This window comes from Micromonospora sp. NPDC047812 (assembly GCF_040704175.1).
GTDB lineage: Bacteria > Actinomycetota > Actinomycetes > Mycobacteriales > Micromonosporaceae > Micromonospora.
In genome coordinates this window covers 59,544-82,995 of sequence record NZ_JBEYRY010000006.1, presented here as the reverse complement: position 1 = coordinate 82,995, position 23,452 = coordinate 59,544, and the positions used below count along the sequence as shown (strand labels likewise).

Sequence of the window (23,452 nt, the reverse complement as noted above, 5' to 3'; positions counted from 1 at the left end):
GAAGCGACATTCAGTATTCCGGCTTGGTGGTTCATTGGCGGCTGGATCAATGTGCTGGAAGACACAGAAATCACCTTCTTGCTCATGCTCGCGGACGTTGAGGCAGGCCGCCAGGGCTGGGGGCATGTCATGATTCCCAGCCACCGACGACTCTTGCATTACGGCGTCGGACGAGACGCATACGAAGAAGCACAGCGACTACTCTCGCACATAGGATTGATAGACGTGTCCGCGGATTTCCAACGCCGAACGGACGGCACAGTAAGAGGCTTCGACCCTGTCGCGAAGCCTTATCTACACCGCCTCCGAATCCGCCGATCCCCTTACGGCGCATCAGACAGCGACAAACTCTTGAAGTATCTCGAGTTTCAGATTAACCGAATCTAACGGCGCACATCGGCGACACCTATCAGCGCCAGAGCGGCAGTAGGGTCCCGATTGGAGTCTCCACTACCGGCGAAAACTCATGATCGCGTTTATAGAGTGAGTGCGTATGCCACCGCGAGAGCAACGGTGCGGATTCGTCACGTGACGGATCTGCGAGCCCTCTAAGCAGGCTGACGCCGAAGGCGAAGCGCCGCCACCGCTCGCTGCGCCACGGCGCCTGCACCCACGCCAGCGCCTCCCGCTCGTGCGTGAACCGCGTCGGCTGAGCCTCCTCCACCGGCCCGCCGTCGGGCACGGGAACTCCCCAGGTGCGGGGCTTGACCCTCGAGTCGGTCGAGCCTCGAGCATGTGGCGCGAAGACCCGGCGGCCGGCCGACGGGTCCCCAACCGCGAGGAGCACAGTGGACACGGTCGACGGCGACGACGTCATGGCGCACATCGGCCGCGCCCTGGAACTGGGTGGAGCTGGCGACCGGGCCGCCGCGCGCGAAGCCCTCACCCAGCTCTGGGACCGGGTCGGCGGCACCGGGGACGCCCTGCACCGCTGCACCGTCGCGCACCACCTGGCCGACCTTCAGGAGTCGGTCGAGGAGGAGGTGGCGTGGGACCGCCGCGCGCTGGCGGCCGTCGCCGACCTCAGCGACGAGCGCGTCCAGCGGCACGACGCTTCGCTGCGGGTAGGCGCCCTCCTGCCGTCCCTGCACCTCAACCTCGCCGACGGGTACCGCCGCGCCGGCGACCTCGCCCGTGCCCGGGAGCACCTGTCGGTCGCGGCGCCCCTCGCCGCCGAGTTGCCGGACGACGGGTACGGCGCGATGATCCGCGACGCGATCGCGCGGGTGGGCGCACTCCTCGACGCCGGATCCCGGGAACCCCTCGCCGCACCGTGACACCGGCGTCGGCAGGGGTCCGTCAGCTCGGGACGTCGCGGCGGCGGAAGCCGGCCGTCCCGGCCACCAGCAGCGCGGCTCCCACCCCGGTCAGCACGACCAGCGGCAGCGCCGCCGGGTCGACCGCCGGGGCCGACGGCACGTGGGTGTACGGCGACAGGTTCAGCGCCGCCTGCGGCAGGTCGAGCACCGCGCCCAGCTGCCCGAGCAGCAGGAACGCGATCAGCGCCGCCCAGGACAGCGCCACCGACCAGCGGGGCAGCAGACCGAACAGTGCCGTCACCACCCCGGCGACCACCAGCAGGGCCGGCAGCCGTACCAGCGCCGCCCCGCCCAGCTCGACGGCCCGACCGAGGGGGTCGCCGGCGACAAGGCCGTAGCCGAGGCCGGTGGTGAGCCCGCCCAGCACCACCAGGGCGAGCGCGCCGAGCGTCGCCGCGACCACCTGGGTGGTCAGCCAACGGGTGCGGCCGACCGCCGTGGCCAGCACCGCCTCCAGCGGCCCGTCGGTCTCGTCGCCGCGCGTGCGCAGCAGCGCCTGCACGACGTACGCCCCGATGGTCAGCGCGAACAGCCCCAGCATCGCCGCCAGGTACGCGTCGATCAGCCGCGCGCCACCGCCCATGGCGCTGATCGCCTCGGCGGCGGCCGGGTTCTCCTCGATCATGGCGTTGAACTCGTCGCCGGCGATGCCCATCGAGAACCCGAGCACCGCCATCCCGACCGCCCAGCCGAGCAGCGTGCCGCGCTGCAACCGCCAGGCGAGCCCGGCGGGGCTGAGCAGCCCGGGCGCGGCCGTGGCCGGCCCACGCCGGGGCGCGACGAGCCCGGCGCCGACGTCCCGCCGCTCGGCGAGGGCGTAGGCCGCCACCACCCCGGCCACCAGCAGCGCCACGGGCAGCGCCAGCGTCCACCAGCGTTCGCCGCCGAAGGCGCGCACCTGGTTGCCCCAGCCGAGCGGCGAGAGCCAGGACGGCCACGCGCTGACCACCCGCAGCCCGCCGTCGGTCTGCTCGCCCAGCACGTCACCGGCCGCGCGGAGCAGGAAGGCGATTCCGACGGCGGCGGCGGCGAGCGCGTTGGCGCCCCGGGAGGTGACCGACAGTTGGGCGGTGACGGCGGCGACGCCGGTGAACGCCACCCCGACGCCACCGACCGCGGCGGCCGCGGCGACGGACCCGGCGAGCGGCAGGCCGGCGCCGGCCAGGGCGGCGGCGAGCAGGGCGGTGGCGGCCACGTTCGCCGCGACGACCACCAGCAGGGCGGCGGTGAGCAGCGCGTACCGGCCGACGACGGAGGCCCCGAGCAGCTCCGCCCGGCCGGTCTCCTCGTTCTGCCGGGTGTGCCGGACGACCGCGAAGGTGCTCAGCAGCGCGGCGAGCAGGGCCAGGGTCACGTACGTCTCGGCGACCACCACCGCGCCGAGGTCGGTGCCGGCGATCGGCCCGTTGAACGCTCGCGCGACCAGGCTGGACGCCGACGTGCTGGCGTAGCCGACCCGGGACGCCTCGTCCGGGTAGAACTCCTTGACGCTGCCGGCGAGGGCGTAGCCGAGCAGGGGCGTGCCGAGCACCCAGATCGCCAGCCGGACCCGGTCGCGGCGCAGCACGAGGCGGGCGAGCCGCCCGGTGCCGGTGAACGCGCTCACCGGGCACCCGCCGGTCGGCCGGCACCCGGGCCGTCGCGGTCGATTGGGCCGTCGCCGTCGGTCGGGCCCGCCACCCGTGCGGAGGATCCGGCGGTAACGGGGGATCCGGCGGCGACAGGGGGACCGGCGGCGCGCTCGTCGCCGTAGTGGCGCAGGAACAGCTCCTCCAGAGTGGGCGGGGCGCTGGTCAGCGCCCGCACACCGAAGCGCACCAGGTGCCCGAGCAGCTCGTCGAGGTGGGCGGGCTCGACCTCCAGGTGGGTACGCCCGTCGACCTCACGCACGTCGTGGACGCCGGGCAGCGCGGCCAGGCCCGTCGCCGGTCGCACGGTCTCGACCGTGACGGCCGTACGGGTGAGGTGGCGCAGCTCGGTGAGGGTGCCGGACTCGACGGTGCGGCCCTCGCGGATGATGCTGACCCGGTCGCAGAGCGCCTCGACCTCGGCCAGCACGTGGCTGGAGAGCAGGACGGTGGCGCCCTCGCGCTTGAGCTGGCGGACCTCGTCCTGGAACACGGCCTCCATCAGCGGGTCGAGCCCGGAGGTCGGCTCGTCGAGCACGTAGAGCTCGACGTCCGAGGCGAAGGCCGCGACGATGGCGACCTTCTGCCGGTTGCCCTTCGAGTAGGTGCGGCACTTGCGCGTCGGGTCGAGGTCGAAGCGCTCCAGCAGGTCGTCGCGGCGGCGGCGGTCGAGGCCACCGCGCAGCTGCCCGAAGAGGTCGATCGCCTCGCCGCCGGAGAGGTTCGGCCACAGGTTCACGTCGCCGGGCACGTACGCCAGGCGGCGGTGCAGGGCCACCGCGTCGCGCCAGGGGTCGGCGTCGAACACCCGCACGTCGCCCGCGTCGCGGCGCAGCAGGCCGAGCAGGACGCGGATGGTGGTGGACTTGCCGGAGCCGTTGGGCCCGAGGAAGCCGTGCACCTCCCCCGCCCCGACCTTCAGGTCGAGCCCGTCGAGCGCGCGGACGCTGCCGAACGTCTTGACCAGGTCGTCGATGGAGATGACGGGCATGACCCCTCCTGCCGCTGGCGGTGCCGACGACCCACTGTACTGACCGACGGTCAGTCGAATCAACAGTGCCACCTCCCACCGGTCAGGCGCGGCTAGGCTTGCCGCCATGACCGTCGAGGCGCCCGACGACACGCGTACCCGGATCCTGCGCGCCGCGCTCGACCTGTTCGCCGAGCACGGCTACCAGCGCACCTCGCTGCGCCAGATCGCCGAGCGGCTGCGGCTGACCAAGGCGGCGATCCTCTACCACTTCCCCGCCAAGGAGCACCTGCTCACGGCCCTTATCGAGCCGCTGGTGTCCGACCTGGAGGCGCTGCTCGACGCGGCCGAGGCGGGGCCGGCCGAGCGGGCCCGCTGGACGGTGCTGGAGGGCTGGGTGGACACCATGCTGGCCCACCGCCGCCCGCTCGGCATGCTCTTCCACGACATCGCGCTCGTCGGGCGCGGCGACACCTACCACCGCCTGATGCGGATCGCGATGCGGGCCAACGACCTGATCGCCGGGCCGGACGCGGGGAGCCGGGAGCGGGTCCGGGCGGTGCAGGCGGTCGCCGCGTGCAGTGACCCGATCGTCTTCTTCACCGACGTGCCGGACGAGGTGCTGCGCGCCGACATGCTCGACGGCGTACGCCGACTGCTCGGCGACGCACCACCGGGCGACGGCGGCCAGGGTGACCAGGGAACCGGCAACGCGCCCCGGCGGCGCCGGCCGGGCCGGCCGCGGAGGCTGAGCCACGAACAGGTCGACCAGGCCCGGCGGATGCACGCCACGGGTACCCACTCCGCGGACGACATCGCCGCCGCCCTGGGCGTGTCCCGGGCGACCGTCTACCGGAACCTCGGTTCATCTCACGCGTGATATTGAGACTGAATATGAGATCGTTATGCGACGGGTGCGATCCCTTCCGCTTCATCGTCCACGGCGGGAAGGCCGGCCAGGAGCGACAGCAGGCACGTTGACAAGGTGTCCATAGTGGTGGGAGATCCTGAGCCGCGAGGATGGGCGACAATTGGACACCGTAGCGAACCTCAGCCGCACCGGGCTCTCGACGCTTCCCCCCGACCTGCTCGCGAGGGCGGACCTCGAGGTTCTGGTCCTCTACCACAACGAAATCGCCGAGCTTCCGGCCGAGGTCGGAAAGCTGCACCGACTGGAGAGGCTGGACCTCGCCGGGAACAGTTTGACCACCCTGCCGACGGAGATCGGCGAACTGAAGCGGCTCCGGGAGCTCGACCTGGGCGGCAACCTGCTCACCAAGCTGCCGCCGCAGATCGGTGAGCTGCCCGAGCTGCACCTGCTCGACCTGCGGGACAACCAGCTCACCACGCTGCCTACGTCGCTCGCGCCGCTGCTGGTCCGAGGTCAACTGACCATCCGACTGGACGGCAATCCTCTCGACGAGGCCGTCGCCCGGACCCTGGGCCGGGGCAGCCGGGCGCTCGGCGCCTACCTGCAGAGCCTGACGGACGGCGTCCCGCAGTTCGAGGCCAAGGTGCTGCTGGTCGGAGAGGGCAACGTCGGCAAGACCTCGCTCGTGGCGGCGCTCAACGACGAGCAGTTCGTCAAGGGACGTCCCACCACCCACGGCATCGAGATCCGAGAACTGCACCTGCCCCACCCGACGCTCGACGAGCTGCTGACCCTGCGCACCTGGGACTTCGGCGGCCAGGAGATCTACCGGGTCACCCACCAGTTCTTCTTCAGCCGTCGAGCGGTGTACCTGCTGGTCTGGCACCCCCGGGAGGGTCAGGAGCAGGGCGAGGTGGAAGGCTGGTTGCGCCGCGTCCGGCTCCGGGTCGGCGCGGACGCCACGGTCGTGGTCGTCGCCACCCACGGCGACGAACGCCGGCCGGAGCTGGACTATCCCCGGCTACGGGACGCCTTCCCCGGCATGCTGGCCGGGCAGTACACGGTCGACAGCGAGACGGACAACGGCATACCAGGGCTCCGGCGTGCCATCGCCGCGGAAGCGGCCCGGCTGCCGCAGATGGGACAGCTCATCAGCAGCCGGTGGGCCGACGCCCGGGATGCGATCCTGACCCGGGCCGCTGCCGAACCACAGATCCCGTTCGACGACTTCGCCGCCGTCTGCCGCCGGCACGGGGTCCGGGACGGCGAGGTCCACCACCTCGCGGAACTGCTGCACGACCTGGGGCAGGTCATCTACTACGGCGACGACGACGGCCTACGGGACATCGTGATCCTCAATCCCGAGTGGCTCACGAAGGCGATCAGCCATGTGCTGGAGGACCGGGCGGTCCGCCACGGCGACGGCATCCTCGAACACCGGCAACTGCGGCGGATCTGGCGCCGCCGCGACGACGACCTCTCCTACGACCGGGCACACCACCCCTTCTTCCTGCGCCTGATGGAGAAGTTCGACGTCTCCTACCGGCTCGACGACGGTGAGCGCAGTCTGATCGCCCAACTCGTCCCGTTCGAGCGGCCCGTCCTGCCGTGGAACGCGACCACCCCCGTCGCGGACCACCTCCGCGTGCTGCGACTGACCTGCGAGCTCGACGAGAGCGCACCGCCCGGCCTGGTCGCCTGGCTCACCGTACGGCACCACGACGCGTCGACGGGACGTCACTGGCGACGTGGTGTCTTCCTCCGGCATCCGATCGACACCTACCAGTCCGAAGCCCTGGTGGAGATGCACACCGACCAGACGTTGACGATCGAGGTGCGGGCACCGTCTCCCGACCTGTTCTTCAACGTGCTCCGGGACAGCCTGGAACGGTTGCTCACGACCCGTTGGCCGGGGCTGGCCTTCAAGCTGTTCGTGCCCTGCCCCACCCGCGACGCCGACGGAGCCGGGTGCGCCGGCCGGTTCCCCCTCGACGGGCTGATCAGGTTCCGGGAACGCTCGGCCGCCCCCGCCTCGGCGCCGGTCGGGGAGGTCACCGTTGGCGTCGGGCGGCGGCCGGAGCGCGACCCGATGCACCGGCTCAGCCTGCCCTGCCTGACCTGTCAGCACGATCACGACGTCACCGGCCTGTTGACTGGTTTCGTCCCACCGACACTCCTCGGCGACGAGCTGCACCGCCTGGAACGACGGCTCGGCACGCTGTCCCGGGAGGTCGGTCAGATCGGCGACCACGTGGCCGGGACGGCCTCCTTCGCCGCCGACTCCGCGAACCACCTCCGCCGGCTGGTCACGGCCGTCGGCACCGAGGTCACCGACTGCCCCCGGCTGTTCACCGTCACGGCGCTCCGGCCTACCGGGTGGCGGTGGCTGCGGTTCACCCGGCGCTCCATCCGGATCACGCTCTGGTGCGAGCATCCCGGTCAGTGGCACACCTGGGACGGCGCGAGCTATCAACTCGACCAGCCCCGCCAGTGGCTGCGGGCCTCTGCGCCGTACCTGAACCTGATGTTCAAGACGCTGCGTCTCGTCCACCCGGTGGCGACCTCGGTGGCAGCCTTCGTCACCCCCGACCTGAACCACGTCCAGCGCGAACTCAACCTCATGAAGGCGCTGATCGACACGCTGCCGACCGCTGCCCTCGACGACGCCGCGCCCGTGGGGACGGACGCCCGGCACACGCTGTCGCCGGCGGAGGGAGCCGCGCTGCGGTCGTTCAAGGTGCTGCTCTCGCAGCTCGACCCCGCACAGGCCTTCGGCGGTCTGAGCCGGGTGTTCACGCCGGCCGGCGAGTTCCTCTGGGTGTGCCCGAGGCACCGGCACCTGCACGACCCGGGACTGCCCGTGCTTCCCTGACGGCCCCGCTGACCGTCTCGAAGTCCTACCGCAACCGACGGCGGCCCGGTCGTCAGGCGGCGAGGGTGGCGTAGCGGCCGGCGCGCTCCACCAGGCTGTCGTGGCTGCCGGACTCGACGATCCGGCCGTGGTCGAGCACGGCGATCCGGTCCGCGTCGCGCACCGTGGAGAGCCGGTGCGCGATGGTGATGGTGGTACGACCCCGGGCCACCTCGTCGAACGCCCGCTGCACGGCGCGCTCGGTCTCGGTGTCCAGCGCGCTCGTGGCCTCGTCGAGGATCAGGATGCGCGGGTCGCGCAGCAGCGTACGGGCGATCGCGAGGCGCTGCTTCTCGCCGCCGGAGAAGCGGTGCCCCCGCGAGCCGACGACGGTGTCGTACCCGTCGGGCAGCCCGGCGATCAGGTCGTGGATCTGGGCGGCCCGGGCGGCGGCCTCGATCTCGACGTCGGTGGCGTCCGGGCGGGCGTAGCGCAGGTTCTCCCGCACGGTGGTGTGCAGCAGGTAGGTCTCCTGGCTGACCACGCCGACGATCGCGGCGAGGTCGGCCAGGCGCAGGTCGCGCAGGTCGACGCCGTCGACGGTGATCCGGCCGCTCGTCGGGTCGTGCAGCCGGCTGACCAGCGCGGCCAGGGTGCTCTTGCCGGAGCCGGTCTCGCCGACGAGCGCCAGGGCGGTGCCGGCCGGCACGTCGAGGGTGATCCCGGCGACGGCGGCGGTGTCGCTGCCCGGGTAGCGGAAGGTGACGTCGGTCAGGCGCAGCTCGCCCCGGATCCGGCGCGGGTCGACGTCGACCGGCTCGGCGGGGTCGTCCACCTCGACCGGCAGGTCCAGGTACTCGAAGATCCGGGCGAACAGCGCCAGCGAGGCGGTCACCGAGACGCCCACGTTGAGCAGGCCCATCAGGGGGCGGAACAGCCCGCCCTGCAACGCGGTGAAGGCGACCAGGGTGCCGATGCTGAGCGTGCCGGCGGCGCCGGGCAGGCCGGCGCTGAGGTAGATGACCGCCGGGATGGCGGCGAAGACGACGCTCATGGTGGCCATCCGCCAGCGGCCGGCGAGTTCGGAGCGCAGTTCCAGGTCGACGAGGCGGTCCGACGAGGCGGCGAAGCGCGCGGCCAGGGCGGGGCCGGTGCCGAGGGTCTTGGCCAGGTGCACGCCGCTGACCGACAGCCCCTCCTCGACGGTGACGTTCAGGTCGGCGAGTTCGCGCTGGCGCTCGGCGGTGATCTCGCGGCGCAGTTGGGCGACCCGGCGGGTCAGCCAGACGGCCGGCGGCAGCACGACGAGGGAGACCAGGGAGAGCCGCCAGGAGAGCGCGACCATCGCCGCCGCCGTGGCGACCACGGTGGTCAGGTTGGCCGCGATCGAGGTGGCGGTCGAGGTGACCACGCTCTGCATGCCGCCGATGTCGTTGGTGATGCGCGACTGCACCTCGCCGGTGCGGGTGCGGGTGAAGAACGACAGTGACTGCCGTTGCAGGTGGGCGAAGACGTCGGTGCGCAGCCGGTGCATGACCTGCTGGCCGACCCGGGTGGAGATCCAGGTCTGCGCCACGCCGAGCACCGAGGTCACGGCGGCGACCGCGACCATGCCGGCCACCAACCAGACCAGCAGTGTCAGGTCGCGCTCCGGCAGGGCCCGGTCGATCACGGCGCGGAGCAGGAAGGGCGAGGCCATGGCGAGCACCGAGGAGACCACGATGATCGCGGTGACGGTGGCGAGCGCCGCCCGGTGCCGGGCGAACAGGGCGCCGATGCGTCGCAGGGACACCTGGCGGGCCTGCGCCTTCTCGGCGGCGCTGACCTTGCGGGGGCCGCGGTCGCGGCCGGAGGGGACGGGTTCCAAGGGATACTTCCTCACGTCGGATATGCTGAGGTTACCTCAACATGAGGGAGCAACAGCTTCCGCTGCTACGGTATTCCCCGTGACGGCAGACACCGACAGCACCGAGGACGGCCTGGCCGAGGCGTTCCGGGCGGTGACCCGGCGGCTGCGCCACCGCACCGGCGAGGCGCTCGCGCCCTGGGACGTGACGCCCGGCCAGTCCCGGGCCCTCGGCGTGCTTCTCCGCCACGGCGCGCTGCGGCTCAGCGCGCTCGCCGAGCACCTGCGCATCGCCCCGCGCTCCGCCACCGAGGTCGTGGACGACCTCGAGGCGCGCGGGCTCGTGCAGCGCCGATCCGATCCGGCGGACCGGCGCGCCACCCTGGTCACGCCGACCGAGGAGGGCACGCGCGCCGGCGCCGCCATCCACGCCGCCCGTCGGGCCGCCGCCGAGGAGCTGTTCGGCCGCCTCGCACCCGCCGACCGGGCCCAGCTCGCCCGCATCCTGCGTACGCTGCGCGACTGACCGGCCGCCCACCGCCCACCGCCCGCCGCCCGCCGACGCCCGCGACCGGGCACCGCCGGGGTTTGCCGCTCCCGGCGGCGGGTAGCCCAGCCACCCGTCCTGCCGACGGGACCGGGCCCCCGCGAGCGGGCGGCCCTGGCACACCTGCGACGCCCGACAGGAGTGATCACGGTGGGTCGGATGCCCGGCAAGCCCGGTGACCGCTGACGATGTGCGGCATCAGCGGCGAGGCGAGATTCGACGGATCGACGCCGGACGCCGACGCGGTGACCCGGATGACCGAGGCGATGCGCTCCCGGGGCCCCGACGGCGAGGGCCACTTCGACGACGGCTGGGTGACCCTCGGGCACCGCCGGCTCACCGTCATCGACCTCACCGAGGCCGGCTCCCAGCCCATGGTCCGCGACGACCTGGGGCTGGCGCTGGTCTTCAACGGCTGCGTCTACAACTACCCCCAGCTGCGCCAGGAACTGCGGGACGCCGGGCACACGTTCCACTCCACCAGCGACACCGAGGTCGTCCTGGTGGCGTACGCGCAGTGGGGCGAGCACTTCGTCGACCACCTGGTCGGCATGTTCGCCGTCGTGCTGGTGGACCGTCGGCGGCGCCGGCTCGTGCTGGCCCGCGACCGGCTCGGGATCAAGCCGCTCTACCTCGCCGAGTCGCCCGGCCGGCTGCGGTTCTCCTCCACGCTGCCGGCGCTGCTGGCCGCCGGCGACGTGGACACCACGATCGACCCGGTGGCGCTGCACCACTACCTCTCCTGGCACTCCATCGTGCCGGCGCCCCGCACCGTCCTGCGCGGCGTCCGCAAGCTCCCGCCGGCGACCGTGCGCGTCGTCGAGGCCGACGGGCGCAGCCGCCAGCACGTGTACTGGCGGCCCGACTACGCCCGGGACCCCGCCCACGCCGGCATGGACGCCGGGGACTGGCGGGCCGCCGTCGGGGAGGCGCTGCGCGAAGCCGTACGACGGCGGCTCGTCGCCGACGTGCCCGTCGGCGTGCTGCTCTCCGGTGGCCTGGACTCCAGCATGATCGTGGCGCTGCTCGCCGAGGCCGGGCAGCAGCACCTGCGGACCTTCAGCATCGGCTTCGACAGCCGGGGCGGCGAGGCCGGCGACGAGTTCCACTACTCCGACCTGGTCGCCCGCGCCTTCGGCACCGACCACCACCGCATCCGGCTCGCCGACGACGACCTGGTCCCGGCGGTACGCCGCACCGTCCACGCCATGACCGAGCCGATGGGCAGCCACGACGTGGTCGCCTTCCACCTGCTCTCGGAGCAGGTCGCCCGGCACGTCAAGGTGGCCCAGTCCGGCCAGGGCGCCGACGAGGTCTTCGCCGGCTACGGCTACCACCAGCCCCTCGCGCGGGTGCCCCGCGACGGCGCGGCGGCGGCCTTCGCCGACGCGTTCTTCGACCGGGACCACGCCGAGCTGAGCCGCGTGGTCGACCCGGCGTACGCCTGCGACCGCGACGCCAGCCGCGAACTGCTCGCGGCGGACCTGGCCGCGCCCGGCGCGGAGACCGCGCTGGACGCGGTGCTGCGCCTGGACACCCACCTGATGCTCCCCGACGACCCGGTCAAGCGGGTGGACAGCATGAGCATGGCCTGGGGGCTGGAGGTGCGCACCCCGTTCCTCGACCAGGACCTGGTCGCCCTGGCGGCGGCCTGCCCGCCCGAGCACAAGGTGGCCGACGGCGGCAAGGGCGTGCTCAAGGAGGTGGCCCGCCAGGTGCTGCCCGCCGAGGTGGTCGACCGGCCGAAGGGCTACTTCCCGGTGCCGGCCCTGCGCAACGTCGACGGGCCGGTACGGCAGCTCGTCACCGAGGCCCTCGCCGCGCCCGCCGCCCGCGAGCGCGGCCTGTTCCGCCGCGAGTACGTCGACGAGCTGCTCGCCGAGCCGGACCGGGCACAGGCCGCCGCCGGCAGCAACAAGCTGTGGCAGCTCGGCCTGCTGGAACTCTGGCTCCAGTCCCACGACATCCGCTGACCGGGCGCGGCCGGGCACCCTGCCTGGCGCGGGTCAGGGCGCGAGTGAGAGACGGCGCGGGTCAGGCGGCGCGGGTCTCGGCGGCCAGGTGGTCCAGGACGGCGCGCACGTCGTCGCCGGTGCGGGCCATGACGCGACGCTGCCGGGTGGCCCCGTTGCCGTCGCGGCGCAACCGGACCAGCTGCTCGCGTACGTAGTCCAGGTCGCCGTGCCGGGCCAGGGCCGGCGCGACCGTGTCGACCAGCTCGCCGACCAGCTCCCAGGCGGGACGGGCGACGCCGGCGCGCAGGTCGATGAGGTCGCCCTCCAGCCCGTCGTGGGCGGCCCGCCAGTGCGCGGCGGAGACCAGGCAGTCCCGGATCCGTCGGGCGGGCACCCCGGCGCGGACGTCGTCGGCCATCGTCGCGACGAGCGCGCGGACCAGCCCGGCGACCAGCACGGTGTCGTCCACGGCCGGGCAGACGTCGCCCACCCGCACCTCCACCGTCGGGTACGCGGCCGACGGGCGCGCGTACCAGTAGACCATCGCCGCGTCGAGCATGATCCCGGCGTTGATCAGCTCCGCCACCGTCGCCTCGTAGTCGGCGACCGACTCGAAGTGCGGGGTCGGCCCGATGCTGGGCCAGCGTTCCAGCTGCATGGAGCGCCAGCTGGCGTGCCCGGTGTCGCGTCCGTCGTGCAGCGGCGAGTTGGCGGTGATCGCCTGCACCACCGGCAGCCACGGGCGCAGGTGGTTGCAGACCTGGATGGCCAGTTCGCGGTCGGGCATCCCGACGTGCACGTGACAGCCGCAGACGGCCGGGTCGTGCGCCACCGGCCCGAACCGGCGGGACATGGCGTGGTAGCGCGGCTTGTCCGGCACCGTCCGGTGCGACTCGTGCACGGGCGTGGCGCCGACCGCGACGAGCCGGGCCCCGGCGGCCTCGGCCGCGTCGCCGGCGGAGCGGCGCAGCGACACCAGGTGCGCGCGCAGCTCGGCCAGGTCGGCGGTGACCGGCGTGACCATCTCCACCATGCTGTGCCGGAACTCCTGCCGGCTCTGGTCCCGCGCGCTGCCGGAGAGGGCCGTGAGCACCCGGTCGGCGACCGGAAGGCTCTCCCCGGTCTGCGGGTCGAGCAGGAGGTACTCCTCCTCGACCCCGAGCGTCAGCGTGCTCTGGTCGGAGGCGGTGGCAGGTGCCGGACGGTACGTCATGGGCGCTCGCGTCCGTTCGTCGGGCGGCGCGCCGGGCGCCGCGCTGCCGGACGACCCGGGTTCCCGGCCCACCGCGCGGGCAAACGCGCAGGACGAGGGCGTCATCCGCCCGTCAGCACCGAGGCCGCCCGGGTGTCCAGGAAGGCGCGTTCGGCCGCGTTGTCCGTCCGCTCGGCAGCCGTCCGGTAGGCCCGCGCCGCCTCCCCCGCCCGGCCGAGCCGCCGCAGCAGGTCCGCCCGGACGGCGTGGAACACGTGGTACCCGGCCAGGTCGAGCCGCTCGACGGCGGCCAGCCCCGCTGCCGGCCCGGCCACCTCGGCGAGCGCGACGGCCCGGTTCAGCGCCACCACCGGCCCCGGGGCGTACGCGGTGAGCTGGTCGTACAGCTGGAGGATCTGCGCCCAGTCGGTGCCGGCGGCGTCGGGCGCGTCGCTGTGCACGGCGGCGATCGCGGCCTGGATCTGGTACGGCCCCGGCCGGTCGCGGCGCAGGCAGCGGCGGACCAGGGCCTGCCCCTCGCCGACGAGCCCGGCGTCCCACCGGCGGCGGTCCTGCTCGGGCAGGGGCACCAGCGCGCCGTCGGCCGTGGTGCGGGCGGGGCGGCGCGCCTCGGTGAGCAGCATCAGCGCCAGCAGCCCCAGCGCCTCCGGCTCGTCCGGCATCAGCCGCACCAGCAGCCGGCCCAGCCGGATCGCCTCGGCGCACAGGTCGTCGCGGGCCAGCCGGTCGCCGGAGCTGGCCGTGTGTCCCTCGGTGAAGATCAGGTAGAGCACGGCCAGCACGGCGGGGAGCCGGTCCGGCAGGTCGGCGTCGCCGGGCACCCGGTACGGGATCCCGGCGTCACGGATCTTGGCCTTGGCCCGGACGATGCGCTGGGCCATGGTCGCCTCCGGCACGAGGAACGCCCGGGCGATCTCGGCGGTGCCCAGCCCGCCCAGCAGCCGCAGGGTCAGCGCGACCCGGGCGGCGGGGCCGAGCGCCGGATGGCAGCAGGTGAAGATCAGGCGCAGCCGGTCGTCGCGCACGGGTCCCTCCTCGGCCGGTACGCCGCGGACGTGCAGCAGGGCGGCCTGGGCGTGCCGGTCGGCGCGGGATGCCTCCCGCCGTAGCCGGTCGACGGCCCGGTTCCGGGCGGTGGTGATGATCCAGCCGGCCGGGCTGGGCGGCGGCCCGGTCTCGGGCCACCGCGCCACCGCCACCGTGAACGCCTCCTGCACCGCCTCCTCGGCGAGGTCGATGTCGCCGAGGAGGCGGACCAGGACGGCGACCGCGCGGCCGTACTCCGCGCGGAACACCGCCTCGACGTCCGACACGCTCAGTCCTCGCCCTGGAAGGGGCGCACCTCGATCGGCAGGGTGGTGGCCAGCGCGTACCGGCGGCCCCACGCCAGCGCGGCGTCGAGGTCGGGCGCGCGGATGATGGTGAAGCCGCCGAGGTGTTCCTTGCCCTCGACGAACGGCCCGTCGGTGACCAGCACGTCGCCGTCGGACGGCCGCAGCACGGTCGCCGTGTCCGGCGCGTGCAGCCCCTGGCCGAAGACCCAGCAGCCGGACGCCTCCAGTTCCTCGCGGATCGCGCCCAGCTCGCGCATCACCCCGGCCAGGAACTCCGGGTCCGGCGTCCCCTCGCCGCCGGGCTGGTAGATGCTGAGCAGGTACTGCTTCATGACCTCTCCTCGCGTCGACGGGCCGGCACCACCGCCGGCCTCCCATCCTCCATACGAACGAGGCGAGCCCGGATCGACAGCCCGGGGGCGATTCGGCGACCCGGCCGTCGACGGGGGGTCACATCATCGTCCGTGGACGTGCTGACGACCGTCAGCGTGGTGATTCCCCGGTGCGGCGAGAATCGGTCCATGACAGACGACAGCGCGTCGGCCGACGACCGGCCGGCCGACCCGACGTACTCCGTCGAATACGAGCGGGCCGTCGCCCGGAAGATGCGGGCTCTCGGGCTCTCCACGGGCTCCGACTACTGGGTGTACGTACACGACGATCCGGAGCTCGTCGCGCTTCGTCGGTCGCGGTCCGCCCCCACCGCGCAGAACGACCAGCCACGGTCGCCGGAACCACCGGTCGCGGGACAGCCCCCGGTCGGAGACGACGCGTAGCCACGCCCGATCCCCCGTCCGTCGGCCCCCGATGCCGGCGGCGATCGGGGTCGCCGGACCAGTTCGCCGATGGTGGTCCGCGTCGTCGCGCCGACGAGCCACCGCCCGCCGGGCGGGCCGGACGTACCGCCCGGCCCGCCGTCAGCTCGGCTGGCCCGCCAGCAACGCGGCCACCGCATCGGCGGTCTCCGGATGCGCGGACAGCAGGGCGGTCAGTTCCGGCGGGGCGGCGCTCGCGGTGGCGTCCTCCTCGCGCCACCCGCCGTCGCAGCCCAGCAGCGCGGCGACGGCGTCCACGGCCTCCGGATGGCCGGACAGCAGGCCGGCCACCGGCCCGGACGCGACCGCGGGGACCGCCGGCGCCGGCGGTGACGCCGGCCTCGACCACGGCGGCACCCAGGCGTCCAGCGCGGGCAGCGAGCCGGGGAACGTACGCCCCGCCTCCCGCACCAGCAGCGGCACCAGCTCCGCACCGTGCTCCCGCAGGGTGGTGATCAGCGTGGGCAGCCAGGGCAGCAGGACCGGGTCCGGCAGCCGGGCGAACGCGGACGACATCACCTCCACGACGAACGGGGCGAGCCCCGGCACCGGCTCCAGGGCCTGCACGAAGCCGCTGAGGTACTGCGGGAAGGCGGGCACCACCAGCGGGTTGGCGAGCAGCGCGGCACACCGCTCGCGCAACTCGGCCAGGGCCAGCAGGCCCAGCTGGTGCCGGGCGGCCCAGAGCAGCGCCACCTTGGCCGGCGCCTCCGGGTGGGACTGCGCGACGGCGAGTTCGAGCTGGGACCGGTCGCAGCCCAGGGAGAGTGCCAGGCTCTCCATGCCGAACAGGAAGCCCAGCATCGCGCCGACCTGCCGCACCCCGCTCTCCTCGTCGAGGAACGCGGTGGGCAGCAGGGTGCAGTAGTGCGCGTACCCGGTGGTCACGAACGCCTCGCACCAGGCCGGCAGCGGCCCGGTGGCGCGATGGTGGGCCAGCAGCCGCCGGATCCGGCGCAGCACCTCGGGGGCGTCGTCGACGGTGCGTTCGGCGGCGAGCAGCTCCACCGCCCGGGCGCCGAGTTCGTCGACCAGGCGCGGGCTGTCGAGCAGCCGGATGGCGTCCTCGACGGCCTCCAGCGCAACCGAGGCCGTCGCGTCCGGGCCCCGCACGGCGCGGCGCAGGCGCTGCTCCAGCACCTGCTCGACGGTCACCCCCTCGTAGCCCAGCTCGATCAGCGCCCGCTGGCTGCGGCCGAGGGCCAGGTCCCAGCTCTCCTGGATCGAGCGGTGCCCCAACCGGCGCTCGCCCATGATGGGCCGGACCGCGTCGCGGGGCAGCAGGTGCCGCAGCCGCCACAGCAGGTCCGAGCAGGGCACCAGCTCGGGGCTGGCCCGCAGGTCCACGAGGGCCCGCTGGATCGTGCGTTTCTCCAGGTCCAGCCCGAGCGGGGCGAGCCGGTCGTGGACGTCGCGGGCGAGCGGCGGAAGGGCCTCGTAGCCCACCTGGCCGACCCGGTCGCCGCCGAACAGGATCTCGCAGAGCCGGCGGACGTCGCGTCGACCGGGGACGACGTCCTTCTCGATGCAGGTGACCGCCGCGTCGGCGAAGTCGTACGGCGTGGGGCGCGCGCGGTTGCGCAGGCCGGCGAGGAGGATCGAGGTCTCGAAGACGGCGATCGCGTCGGCGGTGCTGGCCAGGTAGCCGTTGCGCCGGGCCAGCCGGACGATGTCGACGCACCAGCCGCGCAGCTCCGCCTCGTCCAGGCCCTGCGCCGCCGGCGGCTGCGCCAGGTATCCGGAGAGCCGGTCGGCGACCGGGGCGGCCGGCACGGGGGTCGGGGCGGCGCGGCGGCGGCCACCGGTGCGGGTCCGGCCGCCGCGCTGCCCCTCCAGCCGGAACGGGCTCAGCCCGGTGCGGGCGACCGCCTTGGTCCAGGTGGCGGCGGCGATCGAGACCGAGCCGGGCGCGAGGCCGAACTGCGCCTCGATGGCGGAGTGGCTGGACGGGATCAACCCGTAGTGCCACCGGGTGCCGGTGCGTGGGGTGATCTCGAACGGGGCGTCGGCCCGCAACCCGAACTGCTCCACCCGGCTGGCGGCGTGGAAAGCGCCGCAGACGTAGAGGCAGTCGGCGGGATCGGCCCCGGAGGCGGCCAGGTGCTGCCGCATCCGGGTCCACATGTAGCGCTCCCGGTCCTCGTCGCGGTCCTGCCGGTCCGACCCGGCCGGGCGCAGCCGCCGGAACAGGCTGCCGATCAGCACCATCACCTGCCGGTAGGTGTCGTGGTCGGCGTCGGCGAGGGGCTGCTCGACGTACTGGTCCCACCACTCCGACCAGTGCCGGACCTTGCCGTGGTGCAGCAGGTACGCCTCCAGCTCCGCGAAGCGGGGCCGCAGGTCGCCGATCTCGACCCCGACCGCGTCGCCGTGCAGGGCGGCCTCCTCCCCCGCCGGTGCGGCGGCCTCGACGTCCCCGCCGGCCGGGGCCGCGTCGGCGTCGTCGGCGGGACGGCGCGGTGACCACTGGAAGACGTGGTCGGTGGAGCGGTCCACCAGCACCAGCTCGACGCCCGGCGTCTCCAGCGCGTACGCGACGGCCTGGTATTCGGCGCTGGCCTCGGTGATCGGCGCGACCACGCTCAGCGGCCCCCAGTCGGCCGGGAAGCCGTCCAGCTCCGAGGCGAACGCCTGCACGGCCACCGGCAGGCGGCAGTTGCGCAGCTCGTCCAGCAGCGGCTGGAGGTCCTCGCAGAGCTCCAGGTAGATCACCTTCGGCTGCTTCGCGCGCAGCCTGCGGACCATGGCCAGCGCGGACGCCGGGGAGTGGTGGCAGACCGGGAAGATCTCCAGCTCCTCGCCGAGGGCGCGGTCGACGTCGTCGACCATGCCGGCGAGGATCTCGGAGACGGCGCCCGAGCTGCCGGCGAAGGCGCCGGCGGCGGCCGTGAGCTGCTCACGCAGCGCACCGAACGGCCCGGCCGTGGTGGGGGCGGTCACGACAGGGCGGCGATCGCCTGGCGGCCACCGTCGAGGAAGCCCTCCCAACCGCCGCCGTCCTGCTTGGCCCGTGGCTCGACCACCCCGTGCAGGTACTTGTTGAGGATCGCCAGGTCCTCCGGGCTGCGCCGCGCCAGCGAGCCCACCAGCGACCCAGCCAGCGTCGCGGCGCGCAGGGTGCGGTCGCCGAAGAACTGGCTGTGCAGGATGGCGTCCTCCAGGACACCGATCTGCTCGGCGGTGGACAGCGCCGACTCCAGCTTCTCGTCGTCGCTGGTCGCCGAGGTGGCGGCGGCGCGCAGGTCGGCGAAGCTCTGCAACAGGATGTCCAGCAGGGTGGGCGGCACGTCCAGAGTGATCTGGTGGCGACGCAGCAGCTCCTCGGTGCGGAAGCGGACGATCTCGGCCTCGCTGCGCTTGTTCGTCACCACGGGGATCCGGACGAAGTTGAACCGCCGCTTGAGCGCGGACGAGAGGTCGTTCACGCCCCGGTCCCGGCTGTTCGCGGTGGCGATGATCGAGAAGCCCGGCTTGGCGAAGACGATGTTGTCGTGGTCCAGCTCCGGGATGGAGACGTACTTCTCCGACAGGATCGAGATCAGCGCGTCCTGCACGTCGCTGGTGGAGCGGGTCAGCTCCTCGAACCGGCCGACGGTGCCCTGCTCCATCGCCGTCATGATCGGCGACGGGATCATGGACTCGCGGGACTGGCCCCGGGCGATGACCATGGAGACGTTCCACGAGTACTTGATGTGGTCCTCGGTGGTGCCGGCGGTGCCCTGGACCACCAGGGTCGAGTTGCGGCAGACGGCGGCGGCCAGCAGCTCGGCCAGCCAGCTCTTGCCGGTGCCCGGGTCGCCGATCAGCAGCAGGCCCCGGTCCGACGCCAGGGTCACGATGCTGCGTTCGACGAACGTACGGTCGCCGAACCACTTCTGCGGAATCTCCCGGTCGAGCCCGTCGGCCCGTTCCGAGCCGAGGATGAACAGTCGGACCATCCGCGGGCTCAGCCGCCACGAGAACGGCTTCGGGTCGGTGTCGACCGACTCCAGGAAGTCGAGTTCCTCGGCGTACTTGACCTCGGCGGGGGCGCGGAGCATCTCGGACATGAGGGGTGTTCTCCTAGGTGAGGAAGCTCTTGAGCTCGAAGACGAGTTTGCGGATGTGGCCGGAGATGACCGGGGTGCCCAGGTCCTTGAAGCGTTGCCGGAACCAGGGGTTGACGCTCTGCTGGCCCGAGCTGTTGACCGAGCCGACCGGGATGAACCGCACCCCGGAGCGGTGCACCGCCTCGATGCCGTCGAACAACGGCTGGGAGCGGTCGAACTCGTAGAAGTCCGAGATCCACACCATGACCGTGTTCCTCGGCTCGACGATCTTGGGACGGGCCAGCGCCATCGCGACCGGGCCGTCGTTGCCGCCGCCCAGCTTGGTGCGCAGCAACACCTCGAACGGGTCGTGCACCCACGGCGTGAGGTCCAGCGCCCGCGTGTCGTACGCGATCAGGTGCACGTCCACCTTGGGCAGGCCGGCGAAGATCGACGCGAGGATGGTGCAGTTGACCATCGAGTCGACCATCGAGCCCGACTGGTCCACCACCACGATCAGCCGGGCCGGTGTGACCCGGCGGGCGGTCTGCCGGTAGTAGAGCCGGTCGACGTAGAGGCGCTCGTCCTCCGGGCTCCAGTTCGTCAGGTTCTGCCAGATGGTGCGGTCGAGGTCGAGGTTGCGGTACACCCGCTTCGGCGGCACGGAACGGTCGACGACGCCGACGCTGGTCTGCGCGACCTGGGTACGCAGCACCTCGGCGACCTCGTCGACGAACCGCCGGATGAGCGCCTTGGCGTTGGCCAGGGCCACCCCGGAGAGGTTGGACTTGTCGCGCAGCAGCTGCTCGATCAGCGACATGCTGGGCGTCAGCCGGCTGGCCAGCACCGGGTCGGCCAGCACCTCCCGCAGGTGCATCCGGCGGACCAGGTCGCCCTCGATGCCGGCCAGCACCTTGCCCAGGCCGTCGCCGCCCTGCCGGCGCAGCCCGCCGGGTTCCATCCCGAGGGCCTGCTCGAACCAGCCGGCGTCGGACTGCCACCGGGCCAGCTGGCCGGCGTCGACCGCCCCGTGGCCGGTGGCGAACACGTTGAGCAGCAGCTTCGACACCAGCGCGGCGCGGCGCACCTCGGCGGCACCCGGCGCGGACGGCGTCCCGTCGCCACCGGGCCCGGTGGCGGGCTCGGCGGGAGCGTCGGACGCCGCGGGCTCGGACGCCGCGGACGCCGCGGGCTCGACGGGCTCGACGGACGCCGCGGGCTCGACGCGCTCGGCGGGCTCGGCGGGCTCGGCGGACGCCGCGGCGGCGGGAGCGTCGGGCGCCGGTCGGAGCAGGCCGCGCAGCTCGTCGGCGACGGCCGGGAAGCGCTGGACGACGGTGTCCACCGACACCGCCGGGTCCAGCAGTGCGGCCGGCAGGCCGAGGTCGTCGACGACCGCCATGCTGGCCGACTCCAGGGTGGGCTGCTCCTCGGGGTCGAAGAGCCGGGCCAGCAGCCGCCAGTAGAGCACCTGGCGCCGGTTGGCGTCGGCGAGGTCCGCGAAGGTCGGGGAGTCGGTCATCGGCGCAGCAACCGTCCCGCGCGCTCGCGCAGCACCGCCACGGCGTCGCCCGCCTTGGCCTCGGCCTTGGCGATCCTCGGGTCGGTGACCCCGCCCGCCCAGTCGCCGGTGTGCGCCTCGACCGGCCGGCGTTTGACGGTGGCCCGCACCGCCAGGGGTTGCAGCAGCCAGCGACCGTCGTCCCACCGCACCAGGCCGAGGCACGCGGAGGAGGCGGCCACCAGTTCGGGGGTGAGCGGGCCGCAGGAGGGCAGCCGGTCGACCGCGACGGCGATCGACCGCCCGTCCAGCTCGAAGGTCGTCGTGCCGTCGTCGTCGCGCACCGTGTAGCCCTCCACCAGGACGGGCTCGGCGATTCCGACGGGGTGCCGCTCCAGCGGCGCCGTCGCCGCCGCGACCGCGGTCGGCAGCAGGACCCGGGCGGTGGCGAACGGGTCGGCCGGCTCGCCGGGGCGTACCCGGTCGTCCTGCCAGCGCAGGTCCGCGCCGTGCAGCGGCAGACCCGTGACCGTCACGGCACGCCGTTCGGCCAGCGCGGCCAGCAGCACGGGGTGGGCGTCCAGCAGGCGCCACAGCGCCGGCCCGACGATCGTCTCCACCTTGACCGCGCCGACCGCGCAGCGGACCAGCCGGGGCGGCCCGCCGTCGGCCGGTTCGAGGATCGCGTGCAGCTGCGCCTGCACGGCGGTGTCGTGCTCGTGCACGTCGACGCCGAGCAGGAGCAGTCGCCCGGAGACCTCCTCGACGGCGGTGGGGACGGAGGCGGCCGCCGCGTCCTGGGCGAGCAGCGCGCCCCGGGCCCAGAGGTCGGCCCAGCGCCGCAGCGGCGGCTGCGCCATCGTGGCGACCGGCACGCACGCCCGCAGCTCGGCGGCGAGACCGTCGAGCAGCACCGCCAGCCGGCGCAGGCCGGGCTCGGCCAGGGCGGCTTCGACCGGCGCCCCCGCCGCTGCCACGAGCTCGTGGTCGAGGCCGCCCCACCCCGTCACCGCCACCTCGTGCAGCCAGGCGCGGGCGGCGGCGCGGGCCGGGGACCCGGCGCCCGGGGGCTCGACCGGGCCGGGCGCCCAGGGGGTGCGGGCCCGGCCCAGCGCGGTGTCGAGCTGGCCGAGCAGCGCGTCGTGGGCGGCGCCGAGCAGCGCGCACCGGGCGCCGGCGAGGGCGAGGAGGTGTTCCTCGGCCACCGAACCGGCGGTCACCTTGGCCACCGCCTCGGCGAGCCGGTCGCCGAGCGGGGTGGTGGTCAGCGCGCCGGCCAGGGCGGCCAGCGCGGCGGCGTCGTCCTCACCCACCCGGGCGAGGCCGCGGAGCAGGGCGTCGTCGAGGCCGACGACCAGGTCGAGGGCGTCGGTCAGGCCGGTCGGGGTGCCGTCGCTCAGGACGGCGAGCTGTGTGCCGAGCATCAGCGGGCCGCCCCGGTGGCCGGGAACCAGTGCAGCTCGGGCAGGGGGACCGTGCTGCCGGGCAGTTCCAGGTAGGACAGGTGGCGCAGGAAGCGGCTGAACACGACGGCGGCGGGGGTCGGCTCGTGCCGCCCGTCCAGCGCGGCGAGCAGCTCCCGGGCGGTTTCCGTCCCCGCGCCGACGTCGACCCGCAGGTAGCGGGCGACCCGGTCGGCGCCGTACTGCAGCAGTGCCTCGTCGGCCAGGGCGTGCAGGTGCTTGCACGGCGCGCCGCGCAGCCCGCCGCAGGGACGGTTGTTGTTGGTGCTGCAGTGGTAGGCGTGGGTGCCGGAGGCGATCGACGAGACGTAGACCCGGTCGACGTCCGACCCGCTGGAGACCACGCCCTGCAACCGCCCGTCGGCCAACTCCACGAAGGGCACCTTGGCCAGCTTGCGGGGCCGCGCGGGCGGCACCACCCGCACCGTGCTGCGCCGTCGCCACGCGGTCCGTTCCGCGTCAGCCACTGTCCGACCTCCCGTCCGCCGCTCCCGGCGCCGCCCATGACCATCCGGACGCCGGAGGGGACGCCGGCGTCGCTGTGACGACAAGGATCATGGACCACGGGTACGACACGACCCTGAGTCGGGTTTGCGGACGGTGGTCGCCCGCGACCTCGCCCCGCCCCTATGCTTCGGACAGCGACGCGGACGGGAGGCGGGATGTCACCGGTCATCGCGACCCTGGGCGGCGGCCCCGCCCGGGCCGACCACCCGCCGCCACGGCACGCCGGGCGGGCCGTGACCGCCCCCGGGGATCCGGGCTGCGAGCTGGCCGGCCGGCGCCGTCGCGGTGCCGCCGCGCCCCGCGCCGCTCTGCGCCACAGGGCCGTCGGGGCCGGCTCCCGATGGTGTAGAAAAGGCGGGGTGAGGGCAGCGATGACGCGCGGCAGGGTCCACGGTCGCCGGACGGTCCACCGTGGCTGAGTCCGAGCTGCCGCCAGTGGCCGTGGAGGCGGGGCCCGCCCTGGTGCGGTTGGGGGACGTACCCCTGGCCGACCTGCTCTCCGGCGCCGGCGACAGTGTGCTGGCCCACGTGCTCGGCACCCTCGTGGCCGGCGACGAGCCGGGCCGGCAGCTCGACGTGTCGGCGTTCGAGTCGAGCTTCTGAC

17 protein-coding genes and 1 pseudogene are annotated in these 23,452 nt (G+C 73.9%); 7 read left to right on the top strand and 11 right to left on the bottom strand.

What is annotated here, in order from left to right:
- Positions 1-815 precede the first annotated feature (815 nt).
- Complete coding sequence (locus AB0883_RS22320) at positions 816-1,277, top strand: hypothetical protein (RefSeq protein WP_366643360.1); 462 nt, start codon at positions 816-818, stop codon at positions 1,275-1,277.
- Between the two features lie 22 nt (positions 1,278-1,299).
- Here the strand turns inward: AB0883_RS22320 and AB0883_RS22315 are convergent, their stop codons facing one another.
- Both AB0883_RS22315 and AB0883_RS22310 read right to left on the bottom strand, forming a co-directional pair.
- Positions 1,300-2,925 carry an anibiotic ABC transporter gene (locus AB0883_RS22315; RefSeq protein WP_366643106.1) on the bottom strand — a complete coding sequence of 542 codons (1,626 nt, stop codon included), beginning with the start codon at positions 2,923-2,925 and terminating at the stop codon, positions 1,300-1,302.
- Positions 2,926-3,068: 143 nt separating this feature from the next.
- Positions 3,069-3,938 (bottom strand): annotated as a pseudogene (locus AB0883_RS22310) (ABC transporter ATP-binding protein); the annotation flags it as partial.
- A 106-nt stretch (positions 3,939-4,044) separates the two neighbouring features.
- Here AB0883_RS22310 and AB0883_RS22305 point away from each other — a divergent pair.
- Entirely contained in the window at positions 4,045-4,797 is a 753-nt protein-coding gene (locus tag AB0883_RS22305; RefSeq protein ID WP_366643105.1) for a TetR family transcriptional regulator, read from the top strand.
- Positions 4,798-4,948: 151 nt separating this feature from the next.
- Complete coding sequence (locus AB0883_RS22300; RefSeq protein WP_366643104.1) at positions 4,949-7,660, top strand: COR domain-containing protein; 2,712 nt, start codon at positions 4,949-4,951, stop codon at positions 7,658-7,660.
- A 52-nt stretch (positions 7,661-7,712) separates the two neighbouring features.
- Here the strand turns inward: AB0883_RS22300 and AB0883_RS22295 are convergent, their stop codons facing one another.
- The gene (locus AB0883_RS22295; protein WP_366643359.1) at positions 7,713-9,506 is read right to left on the bottom strand and encodes an ABC transporter ATP-binding protein; all 1,794 of its coding nucleotides are present in this window, start codon (positions 9,504-9,506) and stop codon (positions 7,713-7,715) included.
- Positions 9,507-9,585: 79 nt separating this feature from the next.
- Between AB0883_RS22295 and AB0883_RS22290 the strand changes: the two genes are divergently transcribed.
- Positions 9,586-10,011 (top strand): MarR family transcriptional regulator, encoded by a 426-nt coding sequence (locus tag AB0883_RS22290; RefSeq protein ID WP_366643103.1) that lies wholly within the window; start codon positions 9,586-9,588, stop codon positions 10,009-10,011.
- A 209-nt stretch (positions 10,012-10,220) separates the two neighbouring features.
- Positions 10,221-12,005, top strand: coding sequence for an N-acetylglutaminylglutamine amidotransferase (locus AB0883_RS22285; protein WP_366643102.1), 1,785 nt, complete (start codon positions 10,221-10,223; stop codon positions 12,003-12,005).
- A gap of 61 nt (positions 12,006-12,066) precedes the next feature.
- On the opposite strand, the gene AB0883_RS22280 is transcribed toward AB0883_RS22285, so the two are convergent.
- From AB0883_RS22280 to AB0883_RS22270, 3 genes are all read right to left on the bottom strand, one after another.
- Positions 12,067-13,200 (bottom strand): glutamate--cysteine ligase, encoded by a 1,134-nt coding sequence (locus tag AB0883_RS22280; protein WP_366643101.1) that lies wholly within the window; start codon positions 13,198-13,200, stop codon positions 12,067-12,069.
- 101 nt (positions 13,201-13,301) lie between these two features.
- Positions 13,302-14,513: a sigma-70 family RNA polymerase sigma factor gene (locus AB0883_RS22275; RefSeq protein WP_366643099.1), complete on the bottom strand. Its 1,212-nt coding sequence runs from the start codon at positions 14,511-14,513 to the stop codon at positions 13,302-13,304.
- A gap of 2 nt (positions 14,514-14,515) precedes the next feature.
- Entirely contained in the window at positions 14,516-14,866 is a 351-nt protein-coding gene (locus tag AB0883_RS22270; RefSeq protein ID WP_366643098.1) for a YciI family protein, read from the bottom strand.
- 132 nt (positions 14,867-14,998) lie between these two features.
- Here AB0883_RS22270 and AB0883_RS22265 point away from each other — a divergent pair, with 132 nt between their 5' ends.
- The gene (locus AB0883_RS22265; RefSeq protein WP_366643096.1) at positions 14,999-15,310 is read left to right on the top strand and encodes a hypothetical protein; all 312 of its coding nucleotides are present in this window, start codon (positions 14,999-15,001) and stop codon (positions 15,308-15,310) included.
- Positions 15,311-15,451: 141 nt separating this feature from the next.
- Here the strand turns inward: AB0883_RS22265 and AB0883_RS22260 are convergent, their stop codons facing one another.
- From AB0883_RS22260 to AB0883_RS22240, 5 genes are all read right to left on the bottom strand, one after another.
- A complete protein-coding gene (locus AB0883_RS22260; protein WP_366643095.1) occupies positions 15,452-18,289 on the bottom strand; it encodes a hypothetical protein in 2,838 nt (945 codons plus the stop codon).
- Complete coding sequence (locus AB0883_RS22255; protein WP_366643094.1) at positions 18,286-19,398, bottom strand: AAA family ATPase; 1,113 nt, start codon at positions 19,396-19,398, stop codon at positions 18,286-18,288. Before AB0883_RS22255 ends, AB0883_RS22260 begins: the two co-directional genes overlap by 4 nt.
- Positions 19,399-19,411: 13 nt before the next feature.
- Complete coding sequence (locus AB0883_RS22250; protein ID WP_366643357.1) at positions 19,412-20,779, bottom strand: VWA domain-containing protein; 1,368 nt, start codon at positions 20,777-20,779, stop codon at positions 19,412-19,414.
- 116 nt (positions 20,780-20,895) lie between these two features.
- On the bottom strand, positions 20,896-22,302 hold the full coding sequence (locus tag AB0883_RS22245; protein ID WP_366643092.1) for a hypothetical protein: 1,407 nt from the start codon (positions 22,300-22,302) through the stop codon (positions 20,896-20,898).
- A complete protein-coding gene (locus tag AB0883_RS22240; RefSeq protein WP_121398793.1) occupies positions 22,302-22,808 on the bottom strand; it encodes a hypothetical protein in 507 nt (168 codons plus the stop codon). Before AB0883_RS22240 ends, AB0883_RS22245 begins: the two co-directional genes overlap by 1 nt.
- A 451-nt stretch (positions 22,809-23,259) precedes the next feature.
- Between AB0883_RS22240 and fxsA the strand changes: the two genes are divergently transcribed.
- A complete protein-coding gene (gene fxsA, locus AB0883_RS22235) occupies positions 23,260-23,451 on the top strand; it encodes an FxSxx-COOH cyclophane-containing RiPP peptide (RefSeq protein ID WP_366643090.1) in 192 nt (63 codons plus the stop codon).
- Position 23,452: the final 1 nt, after the last annotated feature.

What these genes read in the sequence shown, in the direction of transcription:
- AB0883_RS22320 (WP_366643360.1), top strand. Translation starts at nt 816, where the DNA reads ATGGCGCACATCGGCCGCGCCCTGGAACTGGGTGGAGCTGGCGACCGG.
- AB0883_RS22305 (WP_366643105.1), top strand. Translation starts at nt 4,045, where the DNA reads ATGACCGTCGAGGCGCCCGACGACACGCGTACCCGGATCCTGCGCGCC.
- AB0883_RS22285 (WP_366643102.1), top strand. Translation starts at nt 10,221, where the DNA reads ATGTGCGGCATCAGCGGCGAGGCGAGATTCGACGGATCGACGCCGGAC.
- AB0883_RS22280 (WP_366643101.1), bottom strand. Translation starts at nt 13,200, where the DNA reads ATGACGTACCGTCCGGCACCTGCCACCGCCTCCGACCAGAGCACGCTG.
- AB0883_RS22270 (WP_366643098.1), bottom strand. Translation starts at nt 14,866, where the DNA reads ATGAAGCAGTACCTGCTCAGCATCTACCAGCCCGGCGGCGAGGGGACG.
- AB0883_RS22255 (WP_366643094.1), bottom strand. Translation starts at nt 19,398, where the DNA reads ATGTCCGAGATGCTCCGCGCCCCCGCCGAGGTCAAGTACGCCGAGGAA.
- AB0883_RS22250 (WP_366643357.1), bottom strand. Translation starts at nt 20,779, where the DNA reads ATGGCGGTCGTCGACGACCTCGGCCTGCCGGCCGCACTGCTGGACCCG.
- AB0883_RS22245 (WP_366643092.1), bottom strand. Translation starts at nt 22,302, where the DNA reads ATGCTCGGCACACAGCTCGCCGTCCTGAGCGACGGCACCCCGACCGGC.